This window comes from Ralstonia pickettii, assembly GCF_030582395.1.
In the GTDB taxonomy this organism is placed as follows: Bacteria; Pseudomonadota; Gammaproteobacteria; order Burkholderiales; family Burkholderiaceae; genus Ralstonia; species Ralstonia pickettii_D.
Genome location: NZ_CP104381.1, coordinates 2,827,330 through 2,849,073, shown reverse-complemented (window position 1 = coordinate 2,849,073; position 21,744 = coordinate 2,827,330). Strand labels below are relative to the sequence as shown.

Below are 21,744 nucleotides of genomic sequence, written 5' to 3'. Positions count from 1 at the left end.
GATGCGACCGGCGACGCACTCGGCGTGATCGAGTTCGATTATAGGAACGCGAGGCCGGGCCGCCATCGCGCAAAGCTGTATCAAACGCAAGCGGATGTTACTAAGCGCGCGCCTTTTTAACGATTGAGAGAGTCAGGCGTCGTCACCCAGCGCCGCAAGCTGCTCGGCTTGGTGCTCGGCCGCCAATGCGCCGACGAGTTCGTCGAGGTCGCCATCCATGATCGCGTCGATCTTGTACAGCGTCAGGTTGATGCGGTGATCCGTCACGCGCCCCTGCGGGAAGTTGTACGTGCGGATGCGGTCGGAGCGGTCGCCCGAGCCGATCAGGCTCTTGCGTGCGCTGGCTTCCTTGGCTTGCGCCTCGCGCTCCTGGCGGTCCTTCAGGCGCGCAGCCAGGACTTGCATGGCGCGGTCCTTGTTGCGGTGCTGGCTGCGGTCGTCCTGGCACTCCACCACCAGGCCGGTCGGCAGGTGGGTGATGCGCACGGCCGAATCCGTCTTGTTGATGTGCTGGCCACCCGCGCCGGACGCGCGGAACGTGTCAATGCGCAAATCCGCCGGGTTGATTTGGATCTCGGCCAGCGCGTCGGCCTCGGGCATGATCGCCACGGTGCAGGCTGACGTGTGGATGCGCCCCTGTGCCTCCGTGGCCGGCACGCGCTGCACGCGGTGGCCGCCCGATTCGAACTTCAGGCGCGAGTACGCACCTTCGCCCACCAGCCGCGCGATCACTTCCTTGTAGCCGCCCAGGTCCGACGCCGATTCGCTGACGATCTCCACCTGCCAGCGCTGCCGTTCGGCGTAGCGTGTGTACATCCGCAGCAGGTCGCCGGCAAAGAGCGCGGACTCATCGCCGCCAGTACCGGCACGGATTTCCACGAAGATGTTGCGATGGTCGTTCGGGTCTTTCGGAAGCAGCAGGCGTTGCAGCTCGCCTTCGAGAGACTCCATGCGCTCACGCGCGGCGCGCAGTTCGTCTTCGGCAAACGCCTTCATGTCAGGATCGGCCGCTAACTCCTGCGCGGTGGTGATGTCTTCCTCCGCCTGCTTCCATGCGGCAAATTGCGCGACCACCGGCTCCAGCTCGGCATGTTCGCGCGTGAGCTTGCGGTATTGGTCGAGGTTGGCGGTGGCGTCTTCACGCGCAAGCAGCGCGTTGATTTCGACGATGCGCTCGGCCAGTTGGTCGAGCTTGGACAGCATGCTGGGCTTCATTCGGGCAGTCGCGGAGGGAAACGCTGGAAGCGAAGGCGGCGCATGATACCGCGCCAGAGGTTGCGTGCCGGAGTGAAAGCGGGCGGCGCGCGAGCGAAGCGCTGGCCGCTAGCGCTCGGAGTGGCTGGACTGGCGGAACAACGCCGGCAACAGGTCGATGAGCTGTTCGCGGCCTTCGCCCTGCGCATGGTTCAGGGCATGCGTCGGGCCGTGGAGGAATTTCTTGGTGAGCGCCTGCGACAGCGCTTCGAGCACCAGCGCCGGATCGTCGCCACGCGCGAGCATGCGCTGAGCGCGTTCCAGTTCACCTTGGCGCAGCGTTTCAGCCTGCGCGTGCAGATCTCGGATGATCGGCACCACGCTGCGCGCATCGAGCCAGTGCATGAAGTTCAGCACGCGCGTTTCGATGATGGCCTCGGCCTGCGCCACGGCGGCCTGCCGCAGCGCGTTGCCTTCGCGCACGATGGCGCCCAGGTCGTCCACGGTGTAGAGGAACACGTCGGACAGACGTGCGACTTCGGGTTCGATGTCGCGCGGCACCGCCAGGTCGACCATGAACATCGGGCGGTGGCGGCGCTGCTTGATGGCGCGCTCAACGGCGCCCAGGCCGATGATGGGCAGCGTGCTGGCGGTGCACGAGACAACGATGTCGAACTCGGCAAGCTTGGTCGGCAGTTCGGCCAGACGCACGGCGCGGGCGTTCAAGCCCTGGTTCGACAGCGATTCGGCCAGCTTCTCGCCGCGTTCCAGCGTGCGGTTGGCGATCACCACTTCGCGTGGCGTCTGCGCGGCGAAGTGGGTGGCGCACAGCTCGATCATCTCGCCGGCGCCAATGAACAGGACGCGCTGGTCCGCAATCGATTCGAAGATGCGTTGCGCCAGGCGCACGGCGGCGGCGGCCATCGACACGGAATGCGCGCCGATCTCCGTCGTGCCGCGCACTTCCTTGGCCACGGCAAAGGTGCGCTGGAACAGCTGATTCAGGTACGTGCCCAGGGCGCCCGCCTCGGTGGCGGTGCGCACGGCGTCTTTCATCTGCCCGAGGATCTGCGTTTCACCCAGCACCATCGAATCGAGCCCGCTGGCCACGCGAAACGCGTGGCGTACCGCCAGCGACTGGCCGAGCGAATACACATGGGGCGCAAGTTCGCCGGGGTCGATGTTGTGGTGCTGTGCCAACCAGCGAATCGCATGCTCGTGCGCTGTCTGCTCGGGCAGGTTGCCGTCGGTGGCGCAGTAGATTTCGGTGCGATTGCAGGTGGAGAGAATGGCGGCTTCTGCCGTGCTTCGGAGGTGCGGCAAATGCTGGCGCAGCGTGCCCAGCGCGGGCTTGAGCTGCTCGAGCGGAAACGCCACCTTCTCGCGCAGAGAAAGCGGCGCAGTGTGGTGGTTGATTCCGAGCGTCAGCAACTGCATGTGGGGCGGCCGGTTAAAGAACGGCACGAATTTTGAGCACTCTGGATTATAACGCCCGGCCCCCGGATGAGCAGGCGACAGGTCAAATCCGGTGATATGTATTGAGGAATGTCGATTATTCGTCACGCGCGACGTGCAGTGCGATCGTGGCCTTCTGCACCGTCCTGCGCTAAGGTACGCGTCCAGTTGAATCGCTCAAGGGCAATACGGAGAACAGGCATGGGGTGGATCGGGCCGTTTTGGATCGGGCTGGCGGTGGGCATCGCGGCGCGCTGGCTGCATCCCGCAGGCAAGCGCCTGGGATGGGTGGCTGCGCTGCTGACGGGCGGGATTGGCGCGTTGCTCGGTTACTACAGCGGCCAATTCGCCCACCTGTATGCCGATGGCCAGATCATGGCGTGGACGGCCGCCGTGGTGGGCGCCATGCTGCTGCCGGCGGCATGGGGTCTGTCGCGCCGCTAGGGCGACGACCGCCACTGCGGCATTCTGGCGCGGCTAGCTTGCGTCCACGCCCGCGGTCCGCGCGTCGCGCGCGGCCAGATAGCCGGCCAACAGCGTTTCCAACCGCTTGAAGTCCACCGGCTTGGTCAGGTGATCGGTAAAGCCCGCGTCCCGGCACCGGGCAATATCGTCTTCCATGCCGTAGCCGGTGATGGCAATCGATGGGGCAGCTTGCCGCTCGGCAAACACGCGCACCACGTCGAGGCCGCTGCCATCCGGCAGTCCAATATCGCTGATCAGCAGATCGAACGCGCCCGATTCCGCCGCTTGGATGGCCGTACGCGCGCCATTGGCCACGGCGACGCTGTGGCCCAGGATCTCCAGCATCTGCGACATGGCTTCAGCCGTATCGGCGTTGTCTTCGACCAGCAGCACATGCAGGCCGCGCGACGGTTGCTTGCGTGGAATGGGTGGGGCGGGCGGTGTCTCAGGTTGCGCCATCTCGGTGGCCAGCGGCAGGGTGAGGGTGAATGTGGCGCCCTCGTGGCGGCCGGCGCTTTCGGCAATCAGCGAGCCTTCATGCTTCTGCACCAGCGCATAGGCAATCGCCAAGCCCAGGCCTAGCCCGCCAAAGCGCTGCGTGATCGATGCATCGGCCTGCTCGAACGCCGAGAAGATGCGCGGCAGTGCATCGGGTTCGATACCGATGCCGTTGTCCTTCACGGCCACGGCCACGGTGGAGGCCGACGGGTTCCAGACGCGCACCTCGATGGCGCCGCCTTCGGGCGTGAATTTGACGGCATTGCGCACCAGATTCCAGATTACCTGCTGGATGCGTGCGCCGTCGGCGTACAGCCGGCTGCGTCCGGCCTCGAAGCGTGTTTTGAGCGAGAGCCGCTTGGCCTGCATGTCGTTGCGCGACATCTCCAGCGTGCTCTCCAGCAGCGGGTACAGGTCGACCAGCGCAAAGCTCACCGCCAGCTTGCCGCGCGCAATGCCGGTGATGTCGAGCAGGTCGTCGATCAGGCGCGCTTCCAGCTCGGCATTGCGGCGCACGACTTCGAGCTGCGCGACCACATACGCCGGCAGGTCCTGACGCAGTTCCAGCAGATGCACGGCGGTCAGGATGGGCGTGAGCGGCGTGCGCAGCTCATGCGAGAGCACCGCCAGGAAGTGGTCCTTGGCGTGGTTGGCAGTCTCGGCTTCTTCCTTGGCACGGCGCAGGGCGTCGGCCGCGATGCGCTCTTCCGTCGAGTCGCGGATGATCTTCGAGAAGCCGACCAGTTGCCCGGTCTCGTTGTGGATGGCGGTGACCACGCTTGATGCATAGAACGGCGTGCCGTCCTTGCGCAGCATCCAGCGGTCGTCGGTGAGGCTGCCTTCGCGGCGCACGCGTTCGAGCTTGCGCTGGAATTCACCGGCCTCGCGCGCGGCTTGCGGGTAGAGAATCTCGGCCGATTTGCCGAGGATGTCCTCGCGCGCATAGCCGAGAATGCTGCGCGACGCGGCGTTCCAGGTGCGTACGATGCCCTGCGGGTCAAGCGAGAGCACGGCGTGCTCCTTGAGCGCATTGATCAGCAATCGGAAGTGCGTTTCCGCTTCGCGCAGGGCAGCTTCCGCGGCGATGCGCTGGCGGCGTTCGGCTGCTTCGGCCAGCGCCCGCAGTAGCACCACGGGCAGGCGTTGCAGTCGCTGCTTGATGACGTAATCGGTGGCGCCACGCTTGAGCATGTCCACCGCGTGCTCCTCGCCCAGCGCGCCGGATACGAAGATGAACGGCGTTTGCGGCGCCATGCGGCGCGCAATGTCGAGCGCCTCAGCCCCCGTGAACTGCGGCAGCATGTAGTCGGCCAGGATGGCGTCGAAGGTCCGCGCGCTCAGTTGGGCGATGAAGTCGGTCTCGTTGTCGACCAGCGTGGTGTCGGCTTGCAGGTTGGCCGTTTCCAGCCGTGCGCGGGTCAACTCCGCGTCGAGCGGATTGTCTTCGACCAGCAGCAGTTGAAGATTGGGCATGAGGGCGAATGCTCCGGATGGGCGGCTAGTTCGCCGGGGGGGACGTGCGGCGTGCGCGGGTTGAACCGGGCGGTGGTTCATTGAGCACCGCCCAGAATACGCCCAGGTCGGCAATCGCATCGACAAAGGCGCGGAATTCCACCGGCTTGACGACATAGGCGTTGACGCCGAGTTCGTAGCTGCGCAGCAGGTCGGTTTCTTCGCGTGATGAGGTGAGCATGACCACCGGCAGGCTCTTGAGCGCGGGTGTGGCACGGATCTCGGCCAGGACTTCCAGCCCGTCCACCTTTGGCAGCTTCAAGTCGAGCAGCACCACGGCCGGGTTACCAGGCACGCGCTGCGCGTAGAGGTTGCGCGCGTGCAAGTAATCCAGCGCTTCTGCGCCGTCCCGGGTGACGACCACATCGTTGGCAAGCTGGCTGCGCTCCAGTGCCAGCAGGGTCAGCTCGAGGTCGTTCGGATTGTCTTCAACGAGCAGGATGGGTTTGAGCATGGTGACAATGAACGTGGAAAGAACAATCAGGCATCGCGGGTCACGGGCGTGCGGAGGCCTGCCCCGGATGCCGCCAGCGAGTGGGGCGCGCGCGGCAGCGCAAAGTAGAACGTGGCGCCGCGATCAAGCTCGCCCTCAGCCCAGGTGCGGCCGCCGTGGCGATCGATGATGCGCCGCACATTGGCCAATCCGATGCCGGTGCCCTCGAATTCGTCCATGCGATGCAGCCGCTGGAACACGCCGAACAGCTTGGCCACGTATTCCATCGAGAACCCCACGCCGTTGTCGGCAATGCGCACGATGGTTTCGGTGTCAGTCTGTTCGGCGTCGATATGGATGCGCGCCGGCTCGCGGCCGCGTGTGTATTTGATGGCGTTGGAGAGCAGGTTGCGCATCGCCAGTTGCAGGAACGCCGGGTCGGCGCGCACCACGGGCAAGGCGGCGATGTTCCATTCGATGTGGCGCCGCCCCTGGTCTACCGTCAGATCGCGCACCACGCCGCGCACCAGCAGGGCAAGGTCGACATCGGTCAGGTGAAGCGCGCCGCGGCCCATCTGCGAGAAGGTAAGCAGGTCGTCGACGAGCTTGCCCGCAAAACGCGACGACTCGGAAATCGTCTGCAGAAAGTGCCGCCCCCGCTCCGAGACGTGCTGGCCCTCCATCTCGTCGAGCAGTTCGGCGTAGCCGGCGATGTGGCGCAGCGGTGCGCGCAAGTCGTGCGATACGGAATACGAAAATGCTTCGAGTTCGTGGTTGGCGCGGCGCAGTTCGCTGGTCAGCTCCGCGGCTTCTTCAGCGCGGCGCAGCACGATGTTCAGCACGGCATAGCGGAACTCCGCTGCAGTTTCCACTTCGCTCGTGCGCCACGGCCGCGATGTGTGTGCGATGTGCTCCTGCCAATGGCGCGTGCGACCCAGAATGTGGTGGCTGTCGTCATTGATGCTCACGTGCGGTGCGTCGTCGCCCGCCCAGCGCACCGTGTGCGGGGTTTCGGGGCGGAACCACAGCACGTAGTGACGATGCAGCTGCGAAACCTGCACGGCCAGCACGCCGCTGGCCTGCGGCAGCAGCGCGGCGCCGTCCGGATAGGTACTGGCCAGCCGGTCGGTGTGGAACACCTCGCCGGGGTGCTCCTTGGCAAGCCATTCGGTGAGCCGCAGGATGCTGGCCTCATCAGGCGCTGCGCCGATGCGCACGCATTCGCCCTGGCGCACGATGGCCGCGCCGCTGGCGGAGGCAAAGCGCAGCAGATCGGCGGGATGCTCGATCAGGCCATCCTCGAAATGGTCGCGGTCGGACATCGCAGCCAGCAAGCGCACCAGGATGCGCCGCAGTTCCAGCCGGTGGGCGATTTCTGCGCGGTCTTCCTTCGCTTCGATCTGCAGCGACAGGATCTGTGCCAGGTGCTCACATGCCGTGCGCACTTCGAAGGAGAGCGAACAGGGCGTGGCATGGTGGCAGGCGATCAGGCCCCAGAGACTCCCGCGCACGGTCAGTGCCAGCGTGAGGGACGCCCTCGCGCCCATGCCGCGCATGGTTCCCCGCTGCGCTTCGGACGCGGCGCGCAGGGCTGCATAGGCCAGGTCGGTGGCCCGCCCGGTGGACGGATGCAGTGGCGGCACCAGACCTACGGGCGTGTCGTCCACGTCAGCCACCAGACGCAACGGGTTGTGGCTGTACAGGCTGCGCAGTTCGGGCGCCATGCCGTCGCCGCGCCAATGCGTCCCGACCAGCGTGTCGTAAGCGGCGTCACGCGCTTCCGCCAGCGCCTGCAAGGAGCCGTCGCTGTCGATCCGGTAGATCGTCACGCGGCCAAAGTTGGTGAGGCGGCGAACCTCGCGTGCAGCCAGGTCGGTCAGGGCATCGATCGTGCCTGCGGCTTGCAGGCTGCCGACGAACGTCCGGACCAGCGGGTACATCGACACAAACGCGCCGTCGGCGGCATGCACGGCAGGTTCGAGCTCAAGAATGAGCGTCCCTTTGTGACGGTGCACCACCGCGTCGAGCGCATGACCGTGCGGCGTCTGCAGCGTACCGATGTAGAGCGGGTGGCCGTCGATGCTCTGCGTGGCCAGCGCGCGCTCCAGCACCTCGCGGCCCGCGGCACCCGTCACATGGTCGACCGGCGCCTGCAGCGCGGCGTCCAGCGGTGTTCCCAGCGCGGTCTCGAGGTTTTCGCTGACCTGTTGGATGCGTAGATCGGGTTCGGACAGGCACAGCAACACTCCGCGCGGCTGGATGGCAGCGTTGCTGCCAATTCGGGGCGAGGCGTCGATGTCGTCAACTGCAGACAAGGGCGGGGGCGATTGCGAACTCATGGCGTCGGGCGAGTGCGCCGTCCCAAGCGCCTGATCCAATGCGCCAGGCGGGGGCGGCGGGCTGCCCCGGGCGTCGGGCCTGCCGGGGTTCAGCGTATCGGGTCTGGGCTACGCAACCGGCGTGCCAGAGGCGGCAAAATGGCTCGGCGGCGGGCGTTGGCGAGCGCCAGCGCCGTCCGGTCGATTGCGCCGGCGTGTAAAAAAGTGATGCGGAGTCGCCTCAACGTTACAAGCGCGGGGCGGCATCCGCGAGGCGCGGGGCCGCGTCTTCGGGATTCGGCCATGAAAAAAAAGCCCCGCGTCGCTTGCGGGGCTTTTCGGGCACTTCGTGCGGGGTCAGACGTTGAACAGGAAGTGCAGTACATCGCCGTCTTTGACAATGTATTCCTTGCCTTCCGCGCGCATCTTGCCGGCTTCCTTGGCACCCTGTTCGCCCTTGTACTGGATGTAATCATCGTACGAGATTGTCTGGGCGCGGATGAAGCCGCGTTCAAAGTCGGTGTGGATGGCCGCGGCTGCGCGAGGGGCTGTGTCGCCGATATGGATCGTCCAGGCGCGCACTTCCTTCACGCCGGCGGTGAAGTAGGTTTGCAGGCCGAGCAGCTTGAAGGCCGCGCGGATCACGCGGTTCAGGCCGGGTTCGTCCATGCCGATGTCGGCCAGGAATTCGGCCTTGTCGGCGTCATCCAGGTCTGCGATTTCGGCTTCGATGGCGGCGCACACGGCCACCACCGGCGAATTCGTCTGCGCAGCGTAGTTGCGCACGGCGTCCAGATGCGGGTTGTTTTCGAAACCGTCTTCGCGCACGTTGGCCACGTACATGGTCGGCTTGGCGGTGATCAGGCACAGCGGCTTGAGCGTCGCCCACTCGTCCTCGGTCAGGTTCAGGCCACGCACGGGTTTGGCTTCGTCCAGCACCTTCTGTGCTTTTTCCAGCACGGCGACCAGCTTGGCGGCTTCCTTGTCGTTGCCCGACTTGGCGGCCTTGGTGTAGCGCTGCAGCGCCTTGTCCACCGTACTCAGATCAGCAAGGGCCAGTTCGGTGTTGATGACTTCGATGTCAGCGATCGGGTCGACCTTGCCGGCAACGTGGATCACGTTTTCATCTTCGAAACAGCGCACCACGTGCGTGATGGCATCCGTCTCGCGGATGTTGGCCAGGAACTGGTTGCCGAGGCCTTCCCCTTTGGAGGCGCCCGCCACCAGGCCCGCAATATCGACGAACTCGACCACCGCCGGCAGCACCCGCTCGGGCTTGACGATGTCGGCCAGCGCCTGCAGGCGGGCGTCCGGCACTTCCACCACGCCGACGTTGGGCTCGATCGTGCAGAACGGGTAGTTCTCGGCGGCGATGCCGGCTTTGGTCAGGGCATTGAACAGGGTCGACTTACCGACGTTCGGCAGACCGACGATGCCGCATTGGAGGCTCATGGTGAAAAAGGCTCTGAATCAAGGGGTTGCGTGACGCGGGAGGCTGCAGCAGCACAGTGGAATCCGGGCTGGGCGCGTCGTTCACGGAAAGGCGTGATTGTAACCGCTCTGGGTGGGGTCCAGCCCTGCAATGCCTCCGTCGGCGGATAGTTGCGGGCCGGGGAGCTGCCGCCCGCCCAGAGAGCGTTACGACCCCGTTACGCGTTACGTTCCAGAAACGTAACAACTTCGACTCGCAAGGCTATGTTTCAGGCCTGCGTTGCCCGTTGCTGCACACCCTCCGTATTCTGTAAAACCAAGCCAGGAAAGGGTTTGGCGGCATTTCCGGGTGGCTGGGAAACGGCTGGGCATCCCCGGGCACGCCTATTGCACTGCTTGCCACAAACAACACATCTAATATCGGAGCACAGCATGTCCTGGACCGTCGCCACCGCCGCCCGCCCGATCCATACGGTTTCCGACAGCGCCGGCCTGTTCGCCTGCTACGAGGCCATCGCCAGCCTGTCCGAAGACATGGTGGATGCTGCAGAACGCGGCGACTGGGACGAAGTGAGCTTGCTGGAGCGCGAATGCGCGGCGCACATGGAGCGCTTGGGCCACGGTCTGCGCCCGGCCTTGTCGCACGAAGAAATACAGCGCAAGCGCGACCTGATGATGCGCATTCTGGCCAACGACGCCCGTGTGCGTGCGCTGGTCTGTCCGCGCCAGGATGAATTGATGCGCCTGGTCAGCGGGGAGCGCCGCGCCATCGGCGCACGTCAGGCCTACGCCGCCGTCTCGTACTACTGAGCGGCAGCCGGCTTCCGGGTCCGGACTCGATTCAGCGGTCGGCCCGCAATTCCCCCCACGACATCAGCACCCGCTGGATGCTGCGCGCATAGGCGTCGCGGTGGGCGGGCGTTTCGGAGTGATACGCGCCGATGGCCCGCCATGTGTTTCCGTGGCGAACCATTTTTTGCTTGAGCAGCCAGGCCGCCACGAATACGTTCACGCAAGCGTCGGTCAGCGCGTGGCGCGGCACGCCATAGCGCGCCAGCGTGCCGAAGTGGATCGAGTTGATCTGCGCCTGGCCGATGTCGACCGAGCCGTCAGCGTTGCGATGGATGGCGCCCGCATCGCCCTTCGATTCAAACCACACGATCGCGCGCAGCACCGTCGGGTTGACGCCCTGATAGGTCCCGGCCTGCTCGAAGCAATCACCCGAGGCGGCGTGCGCTGCAACGCTGGAAGCAGCTAGCAAAAGGGCTCCGGCAAGGCGGCACCAGTTCAAGCAAAGAAGGCGGGCGAGGGGCATGACGGCTCCGGCGGAGATCGTGGATTACTTCTGCAGGGCCACTTCAAGCTGTCGCTCGATACCGGCCAGATACGTGTGCGATGCCTCCGACACCACCATGCGCGGTACCGGCTCGGTCGCCTTGCGCCACTGCGTTGTCACAACCTTGCGCTTGCTGCCACGCGCGTGTGCGGCCGGCGCAGCCTCGATTTCGGCACCGCCGCTGGGCGGCAGCATCGCCAGCGAGGGCAGGGGCGGATAGACGCGGTCGGGCGCGGCGGCCGTCGCCGGCATCAGTGCATCGGGCGGCGCGGCAAAAGCCGAGGCGGCCGGTACCGTCAGCAGGCCGACGGTGAGCGGGAAGAGCAGATGGGTCATACGCATGACGTTCCTCTTAGTCCTGCATGCGGATCGTCACGCTGTAAGGCTGGCTGGCGCTGACGGTGAGGTTTTCCAGGCGGACAGAGCCGGCGCGCTGGGCCGGCACGCCGTTCCACAGCGCCTGGTTGAGATAGCGGAAATCCTGTGCCAATGCGGCCACCTGGATCGTCGCCGGGCGTTTTTGCGCTGCGGCCAACGCGCCGGCCTTGGTCAGCACAGCGGTCAATTGCGGATCGTGCGCGCCCAGCGCATCGGGCGGGATGACGAACGTCATGACTTCACCCGTGGGTGCGGAGCGGGCCACCGGGGCAGGCGTCTGGGCGGGCATTTGCGCACAGCCGGCCAGGGCCAGCAGCGCGGCCAGCGTCAAAGATGCGGCGGAGCGTTCGGAAAAAGTCCACATGGCGATGAGAAATGCGTGGATCGGACCCGCACTGTATCGGCGGCCCGAGCCCTTCAAAACGTCGAATTGCCCGGCTTTTATCGTCCATCCCGGCGTATGACTTGAGCGCGGGAAGCCGAGGTGAAAATGGCGTCACTTCGCGGGTTTGCAGATAGCGACGTCATTCGCACATATGCGGCGCACATGGCACATATGTGCAGCCGATATGCTTCGGACACGCGAAGGATTTGAAGTGACTTTCCCGCCTCTTCAGGGGCGAGATTCATCCACACCGAGCCCGTATGCGGCGGCGCCCCTATCTGTCGCGACACTTTTGCGCGCCCGCAAGGCTGCAACACCCCCCGCCGCTATAATCGGCCCACCATGAATACACCCGCGTTTTCCACTTCGAAGGCGGCTTCCCGGGAGGCAGCGCCTTACCACTTGGCCGTGGTGGGCGGCGGCATCGTCGGGCGCGCCTGCGCGCTGCGGCTGGCGCAGATCGGCTTGCGCATTGCGCATATCGCGCCACCCGCCCCAGCCGCCACACCCGCCGGGCCGGACGCGTGGGACGCGCGTGTTTACGCGTTCTCGTCCAGCTCCCAGGCGTTGCTCGAGCAATTGCGCATCTGGCCGGCGCTCGACATGACCCGCGTGCAGCCGGTGCTCGACATGCGGATCTTCGGCGACGATGCTGCCGCACGCGGCGAGCACGCCCACCCGGACCTGCATTTTTCCGCCTACGCGGCCGGCACGCCGCAGCTGGCATGGATTGCCGAATCTTCGCTCGTGGAGCGCGCGCTGGAAACTGCGCTGCGCTTTGCCCACACGGTGCAGTCGTTCCCGCATGCCGCCACCGGTTTCGAAATGGAAGCCGACGCCGTAAAGCTGACGCTGGCCGACGGCCAGACGGTCCGCGCGGAATGCGTGATCGGCGCCGACGGCAAGCATTCTTGGGTGCGCGAGCAGGCAGGCATTCAGGCTGAAGCGAAACCGTATCGGCAGCTTGGTGTGGTGGCCAACTTCCAGGCCGAGCACTGGCATCAGGACACCGCGTGGCAATGGTTCCTCGGTGCATCCGCCGAGCAGGCCGCAGCGCCGGGTGACGACCCCCCCGTACGCGGCGAGATCCTCGCGATGCTGCCGTTGCCCGATCGGCGTGTGTCGATGGTGTGGTCTGCCAGCGAAGAGCACGCCCGCGAATTGCTCGCGCTGTCGCCCGAGGCGCTGTGCCGTGCCGTGGAAGCCGCGGCGGGTGGCGCCGTCGCCGCACGCTTCGGGCGCTTGTCGAACATCACGCCTGCGCAGGGTTTCCCGCTCGTGCTGCAGCACGCCAGCCGGGCCGTCGCCCCGCGCGTGGCGCTGGTGGGCGATGCGGCCCATGTGATCCATCCGCTCGCCGGGCAGGGCATGAACCTCGGGCTTCGGGATGTGTCCGAAATCGGCCGGGTAATGGCGGAACGTGAAACCATGCGCGATCATGGCGATCTGAGGTTGCTGCGCCGTTACGAACGTGCCCGCCGCGAAGACCTGCTTTCGCTCACGGCCGCCACCGACGGTCTGCATAAACTGTTCGCCCTGCCGGGGGCGCTGCCGCGCACGGTACGCAACGCGGGGATGCGCATGGTGGGCATGACGCCATTTATCAAACGCTTGTTGATCAAGCACGCACTCGGCTGAGGCAATCTCAGCGGATTTGTGGTTTTTCGGGGTTCCAGGAGTCGTTATGTCGTTTCGTATTCGGGTGGCGGCCATCGCCTCTGCGGTGGCCGTGGCAGCCATTGGCGCGGGCTATGTCTTGAGCGCCGGTGCCGCCGAGCCCGCCTTGGACAAGGTCAAGGCCACCGTACAGAAGGCCCTGGGCCCGAACGTGGAGATCAAGAGCGTCGCCAAGTCGCCGCTCGCGGGCCTGTACGAGATCAACCTCGGCAGCCAGGTCGTCTACAGCGATGCCACCGGCCGTTACGTGCTCAACGGCGACCTGCTCGATACGCAGACCGCCACCAACCTCACACAGGAGCGCCTGGCCGAGCTGAACCGCGTGAAGTGGTCCGACTTGCCGCTGGACCGCGCCGTGAAGTGGGTCAAGGGCAACGGCGCGCGCAAGATCGCCGTGTTCTCCGACCCGAACTGCCCGTACTGCCACAAGCTGGAACAGATGCTGACGCAGGTCGACAACGTCACGGTCTACACCTTCCTGTTCCCGATCCTGTCGGAGGACTCGAACACCAAGGCCAAGCAGATCTGGTGCTCGGCCGACCGCGCCAAGGCTTGGCGCGACTGGATGACCGCCAAGACCGCCCCGGGCGGCGCCGGCACCTGCGATACACCGCTCGAGGCCAACCTGAAGCTCGGCCAGCAACTGAACGTGACCGGCACGCCGGCCATCATCTTCCCGGATGGCTCGCGGGCGCCGGGCCTGATCGATGCGGCCACGCTGGAGCGCAAGTTCGCCGCGCTCAAGAAGTCGTAATTCGCACGCAGGAAGCGCCGGTCGATCCGGCGCTTTTTCTTTGGGCGCTTGCATTGAACTCACCTTTGGAGACCTGGTATGTCGTTTCGCGCGCTGATGCTTGAAAAGCAGGATGGCGGCCCGCTGGCCCACATCGTCGACCTCGATGACGCGGCGTTGTCCACGTCCGAAGCGCTTGCCAACGACGTGACCGCTGGTGACGTGCTGATCCGCGTGGACTGGTCGACCATCAACTACAAGGACGGCCTGGCCATCACCGGCAAAGGCCCCGTTGTACGCAAGTGGCCGATGGTGGCCGGTATCGACGGCGCGGGCGTCGTGCTCGAATCCACGCACGCGGATTGGCGGACCGGCGATGCGGTCGTGCTCAACGGCTGGGGCGTCGGCGAGACGCATTGGGGGTGCCTCGCCCAGCAGGCGCGGCTTTCCGGCGATTGGCTGGTGGCATTGCCGGCGGGGCTCGATGCGCGGCAGGCCATGGCGATCGGCACGGCAGGCTACACGGCGATGCTTTCCGTGCTGGCCTTGGAGCGTGCCGGCGTGAAACCGGGCGACGGCGAGGTGCTGGTGACCGGCGCGTCGGGCGGCGTGGGCTCGATCGCCATTGCGCTGCTCGGCAAGCTGGGCTATCGCGTGGTGGCGTCGACCGGGAAGACCAATGAGGCCGATTTCCTGCAGGCGCTGGGCGCGACGGATGTCATTGACCGCGCCGAGCTTTCCGCCCCCGGCAAGCCGTTGCAGAAAGAGCGCTGGGCGGCGGTGGTCGATTCGGTGGGCTCGCACACGCTGGTCAACGCGTGCGCACAGGTGCGCTATGGCGGCGTGGTCACGGCTTGCGGGCTGGCGCAGGGCATGGATTTTCCGGCCACCGTCGCGCCGTTCATCCTGCGTGGCGTGACCCTGTGCGGGATCGACAGCGTGATGGCGCCGCGTGCGCTGCGCCAGACCGCGTGGCAGCGCCTCGCCGCCGATCTGCTGCCGGACCGCCTGGCCGCCATCACGCGTGAAGTGACGCTTTCCGAGGCCATCGACGCTGCACACGACATCGTGGCGGGCAAGATGCGCGGGCGGGTCGTGGTCGACGTCAACCGATAGGCTGGCAAGCCGGTTTGCGGACGATTTGCCTTCGGCAGCATGGGACGGCAACGCTACAATGTCCGCCATGAAGCCGATCCGCTACACCATCGCCCCCGCCGCGCCCGAGGCGCACGTTTTCACCGTCACCGTCACGGTTGACGCGCCCGACAGCCAAGGCCAGCGATTTTCGCTGCCGGCGTGGATTCCGGGCAGCTACATGATCCGCGAGTTCGCGCGCAACATCGTGCGGATCGAGGCGTCATCCGCCCACAGGCCGGTGCGCCTGACCAAGGTCGACAAGCACACGTGGTGGGCCGCGCCCTGCACCGGGCCGCTGACGATTTCCTACGACGTCTATGCGTGGGACTTGTCGGTGCGCGCCGCGCATCTGGATACCACGCACGGCTTCTTCAACGGCACGTCGGTGTTCCTGCGTGTCGAAGGCGCGGATGACCAGCGTTGCCTGGTCGACATCCAGCCGCCCGCCGGAGATGCCTACCGCGGCTGGCGCGTGGCCACCGCGCTGCGCGAGGCCACTGGGCGCATCGCGGGCAAGGCCGGCGCCAAGCGCTACGGCTTTGGCTGGTACGAAGCGGCCAATTACGATGAGCTGATCGACCACCCGGTGGAGATGGGCACGTTCGAGCTGGTGTCGTTCGAGGCCTGCGGTGCACAGCACGACGCCGTCTTTACGGGCCGCGTGCCGAATCTTGATCTGGAACGCATCGCCCGCGACTTCAAGCGCATCTGCGAAGCGCAGATCCGCCTGTTCGAGCCGCAGACCGCCACGGCGCCGTTCCTCGACAGCAACCGGCGCTATGTCTTCATGACGATGGCCACCACCGACGGCTACGGCGGCCTCGAGCACCGCGCCAGCACCGCATTGATGTGCGCGCGCGCCGATCTGCCCGTCACTGGCCGCGATGAGACCACCGAGGGCTATCGCACCTTCCTTGGCCTCGTCAGCCACGAGTATTTCCACACCTGGAACGTCAAGCGCATCAAGCCGGCCACCTTTGTGCCGTACGCGCTCGATCGCGAGGTCCACACGCCGCTGCTGTGGCTGTTTGAAGGCTTCACGAGCTATTACGACGATCTGATGCTGGTGCGCTCGGGGCTGATTTCCGAAGCGCAGTATCTGGAGATGCTCGGCAAGACGTGGAACGGCGTGCTGCGCGGCAGCGGCCGCCTGAAGCAGAGCGTGGCCGAAAGCTCGTTCGACGCCTGGACGAAGTACTACCGCCAGGACGAAAACGCCCCCAACGCCATCGTCAGCTACTACACCAAGGGCTCGCTCGTGGCGCTGGCGCTCGACCTCACGATCCGCACGCAGACCCACGGCGAACGCTCGCTCGACGACGTGATGCGCGCCCTGTGGGTGACGTACGGCCGCGATTTCTATGCCGCGGGCCACGCGCAGCGTGGCGTGACCGAAGCCGGGCTCATCACTCTGATGGAAGAGACCACCGGTGTGCGCCTGCGCACGCTGGTCCGCCAGTTGACCGAGGGGCGCGACGACCCGCCGCTGCCGGCGCTGTTCAAGGCGATGGGCGTCAGCGCCACGCGCAAGGCGGCAGACCCCGCGCTTGCCCTGGGCGTCAAGATCGGCGCCGAGAACGGCTACGTCAAGCTGCAGCAGGTCTTCGACGACAGCCCCGCGCAGCAAGGCGGTCTGTCTGCAGGCGACCTGGTCGTCGCGGTAGACGGCCTGCGTGTGCCGACCGGCCAGCTCGACAAGATGCTTGCGCGCCACCGCGCCGGCGACACCGTTCCCGTGCACGTGTTCCGTCGCGACGAATTGATGCAGCTTGACGTAACGCTCGCTGCCGACGCCACGCCGCAGTTCACGCTGGCGCTCGCGTCCGAGCCGTCGCCGCTGCGCTCGGCATGGCTGGGCAAACGGGCAGCCGCGCGCAGCACGCGCGCGGCACGCGGTAAGTCAGCCTGACGCGTCGCCCGATGGACTACGTCCACGATCCACGCACGTTCCTCTACAGCCATTACGTCTCGCGCGGCATCCGCACCGCCACCGGCGTGATCGGCCTGACGCTGCTCGCACTGCTGGTGATGGACCTGCAGGGCGCGATGGTGGTGTCCATCGGCGCGCTCTGCACGAGCCTCATGGACTTGCCCAGCCCACTGCGGCACAAGTTCAACGAGATGTTGGCCTGCGTGCTGCTGACGACGGCCGTCACGTTTCTCGTGGCGGTGGCGACGCCATACGCGATCCTGCCGGCGGTGATCGTGGTGGTGAGCTTCCTGGCGGGGCTCATGGTGGCGTACGGCAACAAGACGATGCCGCTGCAGTTCGCGGCGCTGTTCGTCATGACGCTTACGTTTACCGAGGAATTCGCCTTCCGCGAAGCCGTGGAGCACACGCTGCAGTTCTTCCTCGGCGCCATCGGCTACATGGCCTTTGCGATGGCGGTAGCGTGGGGCCAGCGCCGCCGCATCAAGGAGCAGGTGCTGGCCGAATGCCTGTACGAACTGGCCGTGTACGTGGAGTGCAAAGCCGGCTTCTACGACGCATCCAAGGATTTCGACGAGCAGTTCAATGCGCTCGTACGCCAGCAGATTTCGGTGGCGGACAAGCAGCAGGTGGCGCGCGATTTCGTTTTCCGGGACAACCGCACGGCCAGCGACGGCCGCCTCGTGCAGATCCACATGCGGATGCTCGACATCTACGAGTATCTGCTGTCGTCCAATACCGATTACCCGTTGCTGCGCCAGTGGCTGGCCGACGCCGAGGTGATGCGTCTGCTGCGCGACGTGATCGAACGCATGCGCATGGACATCGAAGGCGTCGCCTATGCCGTCGGCCGCGACCGTCCGTCGCCCACGCCGCTGTCATACGACCACGAGATCGCAGCCATTGAAGCCGCGCTGCACGAACTGCAGCACAACCATCACGGCGTGCCCATCGAGGCGATTGCCGCGCTCGAAGAGTCGGTGGCGACGGTACGGGGCGCGATTCGGCTCATGGCACAACTGCACGCGGCCACCGCCACGCCGATCGAGTTGTCGCAGGTGCTGCTGCGCCCCGACATGACGCCGTTTCTCACGCGTCAGAAGTACGAGCTGCGGCTGGTGCTCGAAGAGCTGACGTGGCGTTCACCGGTGCTGCGCTTTGCACTGCGTATTTCGATGGCCGTGGCGGCGGGGCTGTGGATTGCTGATCACCTCCCGTATAGCTCGCACGGCTACTGGGTGTTGCTGACCATTGTCGTGATCCTCAAGCCGACGTTCAGCTTGACGCGCCAGCGCAACCTCGACCGGGTGCTGGGTACGCTGATCGGCTGCGTCATTGCCGCCGTGATCCTGCGGTATACGCATTCGACGTGGATCCTGATGGGCGTGCTGTACCTGTCCACTGCCGCCAGCGCCGCGTTCGTTACCGTGCGCTACCGTTACACGGCCATTGCGGCGTGCGTGCAGGTGCTGATCCAGATCAACCTGCTGCTGCCTGGCAGCAAGGGCGCGATTGGTGAACGGCTGGTCGACACGCTGATCGGCGCGGCCATCGCCACCGCGTTCAGCTACGTCTTGCCGAGTTGGGAATACCGCAACCTGCCCAAGCTCGTGGACGATGTGCTGCGCACCAACTGCCGCTTCATCGAGGCCGCGCGGGACCTGCTGCTCGGCACACTCAAGGACGACTTCGCCTACCGCGTGCAGCGCAAGCAGTTCATGGAATCGCTCACAGGGCTCATCGCGGCGTTCGCGCGCATGCTGGACGAGCCCAAGAGCCGGCACCGCGCCGTCGACAACCTGAACCGCTTCATCGTGCAGAACTACCTCGTGGCTGCGCACGTCGCGGCGGTGCGCATTCTCGTGCGGCAACGGGCGCAGGAACTGGACGAGGCGGATACGCGGGCGCTGGTCGAGCAAACGGCTGCGGCCGCGCTGGAAAGCCTGACCCGCGCCAAGGAGCGCTTTGACCAGGCCGTGCACGAAGGCGGCTGGGGCGTACGCCCACGCGACACACAGGAGTTGGGCGCGGCCGACTTCGCCGATCAGTCGGCACGCTCGCGCATGGTCGATGCGGCCGCCGAATCCGAATCGCTGTCGGCGATGCACCTGCTAGAGCGGCGCCTGCAAGCGCTGCGGGCTGATACGTCCAAGATTGCATTGCGCTGTGGTGCGCTCGGACGCGCGCTGCGTATTTCGAAAGATTAGACGCGGCCGGCGGCTGAAAGGCTTCGCAGGGGCGGCGATCTTCCTCCGCAGCGCTGAGCCTTGGACCCTCGACGACGGGGCTCAAGGAGCCGACGTCCAGCGTCGGACCGTCGACTCCCAGTATCCGAGCGTCAAAGGTCAGCCTCTGAGGGCCGAAGCCGAGTCTCGGAGGGTCGAAGCCGAGCCTCGGAGGGTCGAAGCCGAGCCTCGGAGAGTCGAAGTCGAGTCTCGGAGAGTCGAAGTCGAGCCTCGGAGAGTCGAAGTCGAGCCTCGGAGAGTCGAAGCCTGGCCTCAATGATTCAACGTTGAGTCCTGGAGCACCGAACTCGTCTCTCAGACGGTCAAGGCCGACGCTTTGGGGCTCGTCGATCGGGCCGCCTGGCCCGCGCCGTTCAAGCGGCCTGCGGTTTCAGCCAATCGATGGTCGGCTGGTGCTGCGCCGCCAGCCAATCATTGGCCGTCTTGAAATGCCCGCATCCCAGGAACCCGCGATGCGCCGACAGCGGCGAGGGGTGCGGCGCCTCCAGCACGAGATGCCCGTCCGACAGCAGCGCCCGCTTGGCTTGCGCGTGGCTGCCCCACAGCATGAACACGCGCTTGTGGCCGACACGCGCCAGTTGCTCCAGCAGGCAATCGGTAATGCGTTCCCAGCCGCGCTTGGCGTGGCTGGCGGCCTGGCCTTGTTCGACGGTGAGCACCGTGTTGAGCAGCAGGACACCTTGCTGTGCCCAGCCCTCCAGGTTGCCGGAGGCGGCTGGCAGCTTGCAGCCGAATTCCTCTTCGATTTCCTTATAGATATTGCGCAGGCTTGGTGGGACGCGCACGCCTGCAGGCACCGAGAATGCCAGCCCGTGCGCCTGCGGAATCTCGCGGCCATCGACGTTGCCCGTGCCGTGATACGGATCCTGGCCGAGGATGACGACGCGCACATCATCCACCGAGGTCAGGTGCAGCGCACGGAAAACGTCCGTCGGGAAGATCGGCTTGCCAGCCGCGCGTTCGCCGTCGACAAAGGCACACAGCTCGGGCCAGTTGGTCTGCGCGATACACGGCGTGAGCAGCGTCTTCCAATCGGCGGGCAGGGCGTCGAACTGCTCGGCCAGCGGGGTGAAACCCACAGCGATCGTGTCCGTCGCCGGGTCATCGAAGAGAGCGGCTTGCGCCGGATTGGCGCGCCGCGTCACGGCTGGCCCCCAATGGTTTTCTCGCGCAAGCGGTAGCCGCGTTGCGCCTTGCTGATGTCGAGCGGCGTGAGACCGGCCACGGCGGCGCGCAGCTTTTTCGTCCAGGCGTGCAGACGCTCGGCAATCGTGTCTTCGCTGAGCGTGCTGCCGGCAGCGGGCTTCCACTCCAGTTCCAGCTCGTCGATCTGCTCGCGCGCCTGGGTGCCGGGGATGAGGATGGCGCCGGCATCCAATGCAATCTCGATCTCGCCGCCCTCGGACTTCACGTGCCACAGGCGGCGCGTGAAGTCCGTGCGGAACAGCGGGACGAGCGCCGCCGCGTGGGGCCGAACATAGTCGGCTGCTTCACTGGCGTTGTTGGCGACGAAGGCATCGACGGACAGCGCATCGTTCTGCAGCGGCACCTCCCATTCGTGGCGGGCGCTCAAACCGGACGTACTCACTGCTGCGGTCTTCAGCGTCTGCAGCCATTGGCTGCCTTGACGGCGCACGCGCAGCGCGGCGCGGTTGCGTGCCAGCGCCTGGTCGGGCGTGTCGTAGTAGACGTTTGCCAATTCCACCGAGCCGGCGCTCTGTGCGTGCGCATCCAGCCAGTGGACGAGGGCGTCGTGTGCGCCGGCCGATACGGCCAGCTTCAGTTCAATCTCGCGGGCCATGGTGTGGCGTTCAGGTAAACAGGCGGGCCAGTTCGGCGCCCGGGTCGTCTGCACGCATGAAGGCTTCGCCGACGAGGAACGCGTTGACCGCGGCGGCGCGCATCTTGCGCACGTCGTCCGGCGTGAGGATGCCGGATTCCGTGACGACGATGCGATCGTCCGGCATGTGCTTGAGCAGGCCGAGCGTGGTGTCGAGCGTGGTTTCGAACGTGCGCAGGTTGCGGTTGTTCACGCCCACCAGCGGTGTTTGCAGACGCAGCGCGCGGTCCAGCTCATGGCCGTCGTGCACTTCCACCAGCACGTCCATGCCGAGTTCCAGCGCGCACGCCTCGAGTTCTTCCATCAGGCCCTGATCCAGCGCGGCCACGATCAGCAGGATGCAGTCCGCGCCCCACGAGCGCGCTTCGTACACCTGGTACAAGTCGACCATGAAATCCTTGCGCAGCACCGGCAGCGTGCAGGCGGCGCGCGCCTCGCGCAGGTAGTCGGCGTGGCCTTGGAAGAACTGCTCGTCGGTCAGCACCGACAGGCACGCGGCGCCGTGTTCCGCATAGCTGCGGGCGATGTCGGCGGGCTTGAAGTTCGGGCGCAGCACGCCTTTGGACGGCGACGCCTTTTTCACTTCGGCGATGACCGCCGCGTTGCCGGCGGCGATCTTGTCGCGCATTGCCTTGGCAAAGCCGCGGGCGCCGAGCGTGCTGTCGGTGCGGTTGGCTTCGGCTTCGGCGCGCATGCTGGGCAGGTCGCGGTGCTTGCGCGCGACGGCCACTTCTTCGGCCTTCACGGCCAGGATTTTCTGCAGGATGTCGGACATA

Annotated in this window: 19 protein-coding genes; 7 read left to right on the top strand and 12 right to left on the bottom strand. The window is 66.0% G+C overall.

The window, feature by feature from the left end:
• Positions 1 to 132 precede the first annotated feature (132 nt).
• Both prfA and hemA read right to left on the bottom strand, forming a co-directional pair.
• Positions 133 to 1,215: a peptide chain release factor 1 gene (gene prfA, locus N5B55_RS13730; protein ID WP_304538454.1), complete on the bottom strand. Its 1,083-nt coding sequence runs from the start codon at positions 1,213 to 1,215 to the stop codon at positions 133 to 135.
• 108 nt (positions 1,216 to 1,323) lie between these two features.
• Complete coding sequence (gene hemA / locus N5B55_RS13725) at positions 1,324 to 2,631, bottom strand: glutamyl-tRNA reductase (protein WP_009241981.1); 1,308 nt, start codon at positions 2,629 to 2,631, stop codon at positions 1,324 to 1,326.
• Positions 2,632 to 2,850: 219 nt separating this feature from the next.
• Between hemA and N5B55_RS13720 the strand changes: the two genes are divergently transcribed.
• Entirely contained in the window at positions 2,851 to 3,093 is a 243-nt protein-coding gene (locus N5B55_RS13720; protein WP_304538453.1) for a GlsB/YeaQ/YmgE family stress response membrane protein, read from the top strand.
• A gap of 33 nt (positions 3,094 to 3,126) precedes the next feature.
• On the opposite strand, the gene N5B55_RS13715 is transcribed toward N5B55_RS13720, so the two are convergent.
• The 4 genes from N5B55_RS13715 to ychF all read right to left on the bottom strand — a co-directional run bounded on the left by N5B55_RS13715 (position 3,127) and on the right by ychF (position 9,327).
• Complete coding sequence (locus N5B55_RS13715; RefSeq protein ID WP_065856162.1) at positions 3,127 to 5,085, bottom strand: hybrid sensor histidine kinase/response regulator; 1,959 nt, start codon at positions 5,083 to 5,085, stop codon at positions 3,127 to 3,129.
• Positions 5,086 to 5,110: 25 nt separating this feature from the next.
• Entirely contained in the window at positions 5,111 to 5,578 is a 468-nt protein-coding gene (locus N5B55_RS13710) for a response regulator (protein ID WP_065856160.1), read from the bottom strand.
• 26 nt (positions 5,579 to 5,604) lie between these two features.
• Positions 5,605 to 7,896 (bottom strand): ATP-binding protein, encoded by a 2,292-nt coding sequence (locus N5B55_RS13705; protein WP_304538452.1) that lies wholly within the window; start codon positions 7,894 to 7,896, stop codon positions 5,605 to 5,607.
• A 336-nt stretch (positions 7,897 to 8,232) separates the two neighbouring features.
• The gene (gene ychF / locus N5B55_RS13700) at positions 8,233 to 9,327 is read right to left on the bottom strand and encodes a redox-regulated ATPase YchF (RefSeq protein ID WP_304538451.1); all 1,095 of its coding nucleotides are present in this window, start codon (positions 9,325 to 9,327) and stop codon (positions 8,233 to 8,235) included.
• A 411-nt stretch (positions 9,328 to 9,738) separates the two neighbouring features.
• Here ychF and N5B55_RS13695 point away from each other — a divergent pair, with 411 nt between their 5' ends.
• Positions 9,739 to 10,116: a flagellar protein FliT gene (locus N5B55_RS13695; RefSeq protein ID WP_004636652.1), complete on the top strand. Its 378-nt coding sequence runs from the start codon at positions 9,739 to 9,741 to the stop codon at positions 10,114 to 10,116.
• Positions 10,117 to 10,147: 31 nt separating this feature from the next.
• Here the strand turns inward: N5B55_RS13695 and N5B55_RS13690 are convergent, their stop codons facing one another.
• The 3 genes from N5B55_RS13690 to N5B55_RS13680 are packed head-to-tail and all read right to left on the bottom strand — an operon-like array spanning position 10,148 to position 11,384.
• Positions 10,148 to 10,621 (bottom strand): lytic transglycosylase domain-containing protein, encoded by a 474-nt coding sequence (locus N5B55_RS13690; protein WP_012763052.1) that lies wholly within the window; start codon positions 10,619 to 10,621, stop codon positions 10,148 to 10,150.
• A 24-nt stretch (positions 10,622 to 10,645) separates the two neighbouring features.
• Positions 10,646 to 10,984: a hypothetical protein gene (locus N5B55_RS13685; RefSeq protein ID WP_065856154.1), complete on the bottom strand. Its 339-nt coding sequence runs from the start codon at positions 10,982 to 10,984 to the stop codon at positions 10,646 to 10,648.
• Positions 10,985 to 10,994: 10 nt separating this feature from the next.
• Entirely contained in the window at positions 10,995 to 11,384 is a 390-nt protein-coding gene (locus N5B55_RS13680) for a hypothetical protein (RefSeq protein ID WP_012763050.1), read from the bottom strand.
• 363 nt (positions 11,385 to 11,747) lie between these two features.
• On the opposite strand from N5B55_RS13680, the gene N5B55_RS13675 reads away from it, so the two are divergent.
• The 5 genes from N5B55_RS13675 to N5B55_RS13655 all read left to right on the top strand — a co-directional run bounded on the left by N5B55_RS13675 (position 11,748) and on the right by N5B55_RS13655 (position 19,089).
• Entirely contained in the window at positions 11,748 to 13,043 is a 1,296-nt protein-coding gene (locus N5B55_RS13675; RefSeq protein WP_304538450.1) for a UbiH/UbiF family hydroxylase, read from the top strand.
• Positions 13,044 to 13,089: 46 nt separating this feature from the next.
• The gene (locus tag N5B55_RS13670) at positions 13,090 to 13,836 is read left to right on the top strand and encodes a DsbC family protein (RefSeq protein WP_012763048.1); all 747 of its coding nucleotides are present in this window, start codon (positions 13,090 to 13,092) and stop codon (positions 13,834 to 13,836) included.
• A 78-nt stretch (positions 13,837 to 13,914) separates the two neighbouring features.
• Positions 13,915 to 14,931: an acrylyl-CoA reductase (NADPH) gene (acuI, locus tag N5B55_RS13665; RefSeq protein WP_178960742.1), complete on the top strand. Its 1,017-nt coding sequence runs from the start codon at positions 13,915 to 13,917 to the stop codon at positions 14,929 to 14,931.
• A 67-nt stretch (positions 14,932 to 14,998) separates the two neighbouring features.
• Positions 14,999 to 16,861 carry a M61 family metallopeptidase gene (locus N5B55_RS13660; protein ID WP_065856284.1) on the top strand — a complete coding sequence of 621 codons (1,863 nt, stop codon included), beginning with the start codon at positions 14,999 to 15,001 and terminating at the stop codon, positions 16,859 to 16,861.
• A gap of 11 nt (positions 16,862 to 16,872) precedes the next feature.
• Positions 16,873 to 19,089: an FUSC family protein gene (locus tag N5B55_RS13655; RefSeq protein ID WP_304538449.1), complete on the top strand. Its 2,217-nt coding sequence runs from the start codon at positions 16,873 to 16,875 to the stop codon at positions 19,087 to 19,089.
• Positions 19,090 to 19,481: 392 nt separating this feature from the next.
• Here the strand turns inward: N5B55_RS13655 and N5B55_RS13650 are convergent, their stop codons facing one another.
• The 3 genes from N5B55_RS13650 to trpC are packed head-to-tail and all read right to left on the bottom strand — an operon-like array spanning position 19,482 to position 21,743.
• Complete coding sequence (locus tag N5B55_RS13650) at positions 19,482 to 20,273, bottom strand: uracil-DNA glycosylase (RefSeq protein WP_304538448.1); 792 nt, start codon at positions 20,271 to 20,273, stop codon at positions 19,482 to 19,484.
• Positions 20,270 to 20,929 carry a CYTH domain-containing protein gene (locus N5B55_RS13645; RefSeq protein ID WP_304538447.1) on the bottom strand — a complete coding sequence of 220 codons (660 nt, stop codon included), beginning with the start codon at positions 20,927 to 20,929 and terminating at the stop codon, positions 20,270 to 20,272. Before N5B55_RS13645 ends, N5B55_RS13650 begins: the two co-directional genes overlap by 4 nt.
• A gap of 10 nt (positions 20,930 to 20,939) precedes the next feature.
• Complete coding sequence (gene trpC, locus N5B55_RS13640) at positions 20,940 to 21,743, bottom strand: indole-3-glycerol phosphate synthase TrpC (protein ID WP_304538446.1); 804 nt, start codon at positions 21,741 to 21,743, stop codon at positions 20,940 to 20,942.
• Position 21,744 lies beyond the last annotated feature (1 nt).

Excerpts from the sequence above, each read along its gene's own strand:
- ychF (WP_304538451.1), bottom strand. The coding sequence starts at position 9,327 with ATGAGCCTCCAATGCGGCATCGTCGGTCTGCCGAACGTCGGTAAGTCG.
- N5B55_RS13685 (WP_065856154.1), bottom strand. The coding sequence starts at position 10,984 with ATGCGTATGACCCATCTGCTCTTCCCGCTCACCGTCGGCCTGCTGACG.
- trpC (WP_304538446.1), bottom strand. The coding sequence starts at position 21,743 with ATGTCCGACATCCTGCAGAAAATCCTGGCCGTGAAGGCCGAAGAAGTG.
- prfA (WP_304538454.1), bottom strand. The coding sequence starts at position 1,215 with ATGAAGCCCAGCATGCTGTCCAAGCTCGACCAACTGGCCGAGCGCATC.
- N5B55_RS13680 (WP_012763050.1), bottom strand. The coding sequence starts at position 11,384 with ATGTGGACTTTTTCCGAACGCTCCGCCGCATCTTTGACGCTGGCCGCG.
- N5B55_RS13645 (WP_304538447.1), bottom strand. The coding sequence starts at position 20,929 with ATGGCCCGCGAGATTGAACTGAAGCTGGCCGTATCGGCCGGCGCACAC.
- N5B55_RS13670 (WP_012763048.1), top strand. The coding sequence starts at position 13,090 with ATGTCGTTTCGTATTCGGGTGGCGGCCATCGCCTCTGCGGTGGCCGTG.
- N5B55_RS13710 (WP_065856160.1), bottom strand. The coding sequence starts at position 5,578 with ATGCTCAAACCCATCCTGCTCGTTGAAGACAATCCGAACGACCTCGAG.
- hemA (WP_009241981.1), bottom strand. The coding sequence starts at position 2,631 with ATGCAGTTGCTGACGCTCGGAATCAACCACCACACTGCGCCGCTTTCT.
- acuI (WP_178960742.1), top strand. The coding sequence starts at position 13,915 with ATGTCGTTTCGCGCGCTGATGCTTGAAAAGCAGGATGGCGGCCCGCTG.
- N5B55_RS13655 (WP_304538449.1), top strand. The coding sequence starts at position 16,873 with ATGGACTACGTCCACGATCCACGCACGTTCCTCTACAGCCATTACGTC.
- N5B55_RS13690 (WP_012763052.1), bottom strand. The coding sequence starts at position 10,621 with ATGCCCCTCGCCCGCCTTCTTTGCTTGAACTGGTGCCGCCTTGCCGGA.
- N5B55_RS13695 (WP_004636652.1), top strand. The coding sequence starts at position 9,739 with ATGTCCTGGACCGTCGCCACCGCCGCCCGCCCGATCCATACGGTTTCC.
- N5B55_RS13720 (WP_304538453.1), top strand. The coding sequence starts at position 2,851 with ATGGGGTGGATCGGGCCGTTTTGGATCGGGCTGGCGGTGGGCATCGCG.
- N5B55_RS13715 (WP_065856162.1), bottom strand. The coding sequence starts at position 5,085 with ATGCCCAATCTTCAACTGCTGCTGGTCGAAGACAATCCGCTCGACGCG.
- N5B55_RS13660 (WP_065856284.1), top strand. The coding sequence starts at position 14,999 with ATGAAGCCGATCCGCTACACCATCGCCCCCGCCGCGCCCGAGGCGCAC.
- N5B55_RS13675 (WP_304538450.1), top strand. The coding sequence starts at position 11,748 with ATGAATACACCCGCGTTTTCCACTTCGAAGGCGGCTTCCCGGGAGGCA.
- N5B55_RS13705 (WP_304538452.1), bottom strand. The coding sequence starts at position 7,896 with ATGAGTTCGCAATCGCCCCCGCCCTTGTCTGCAGTTGACGACATCGAC.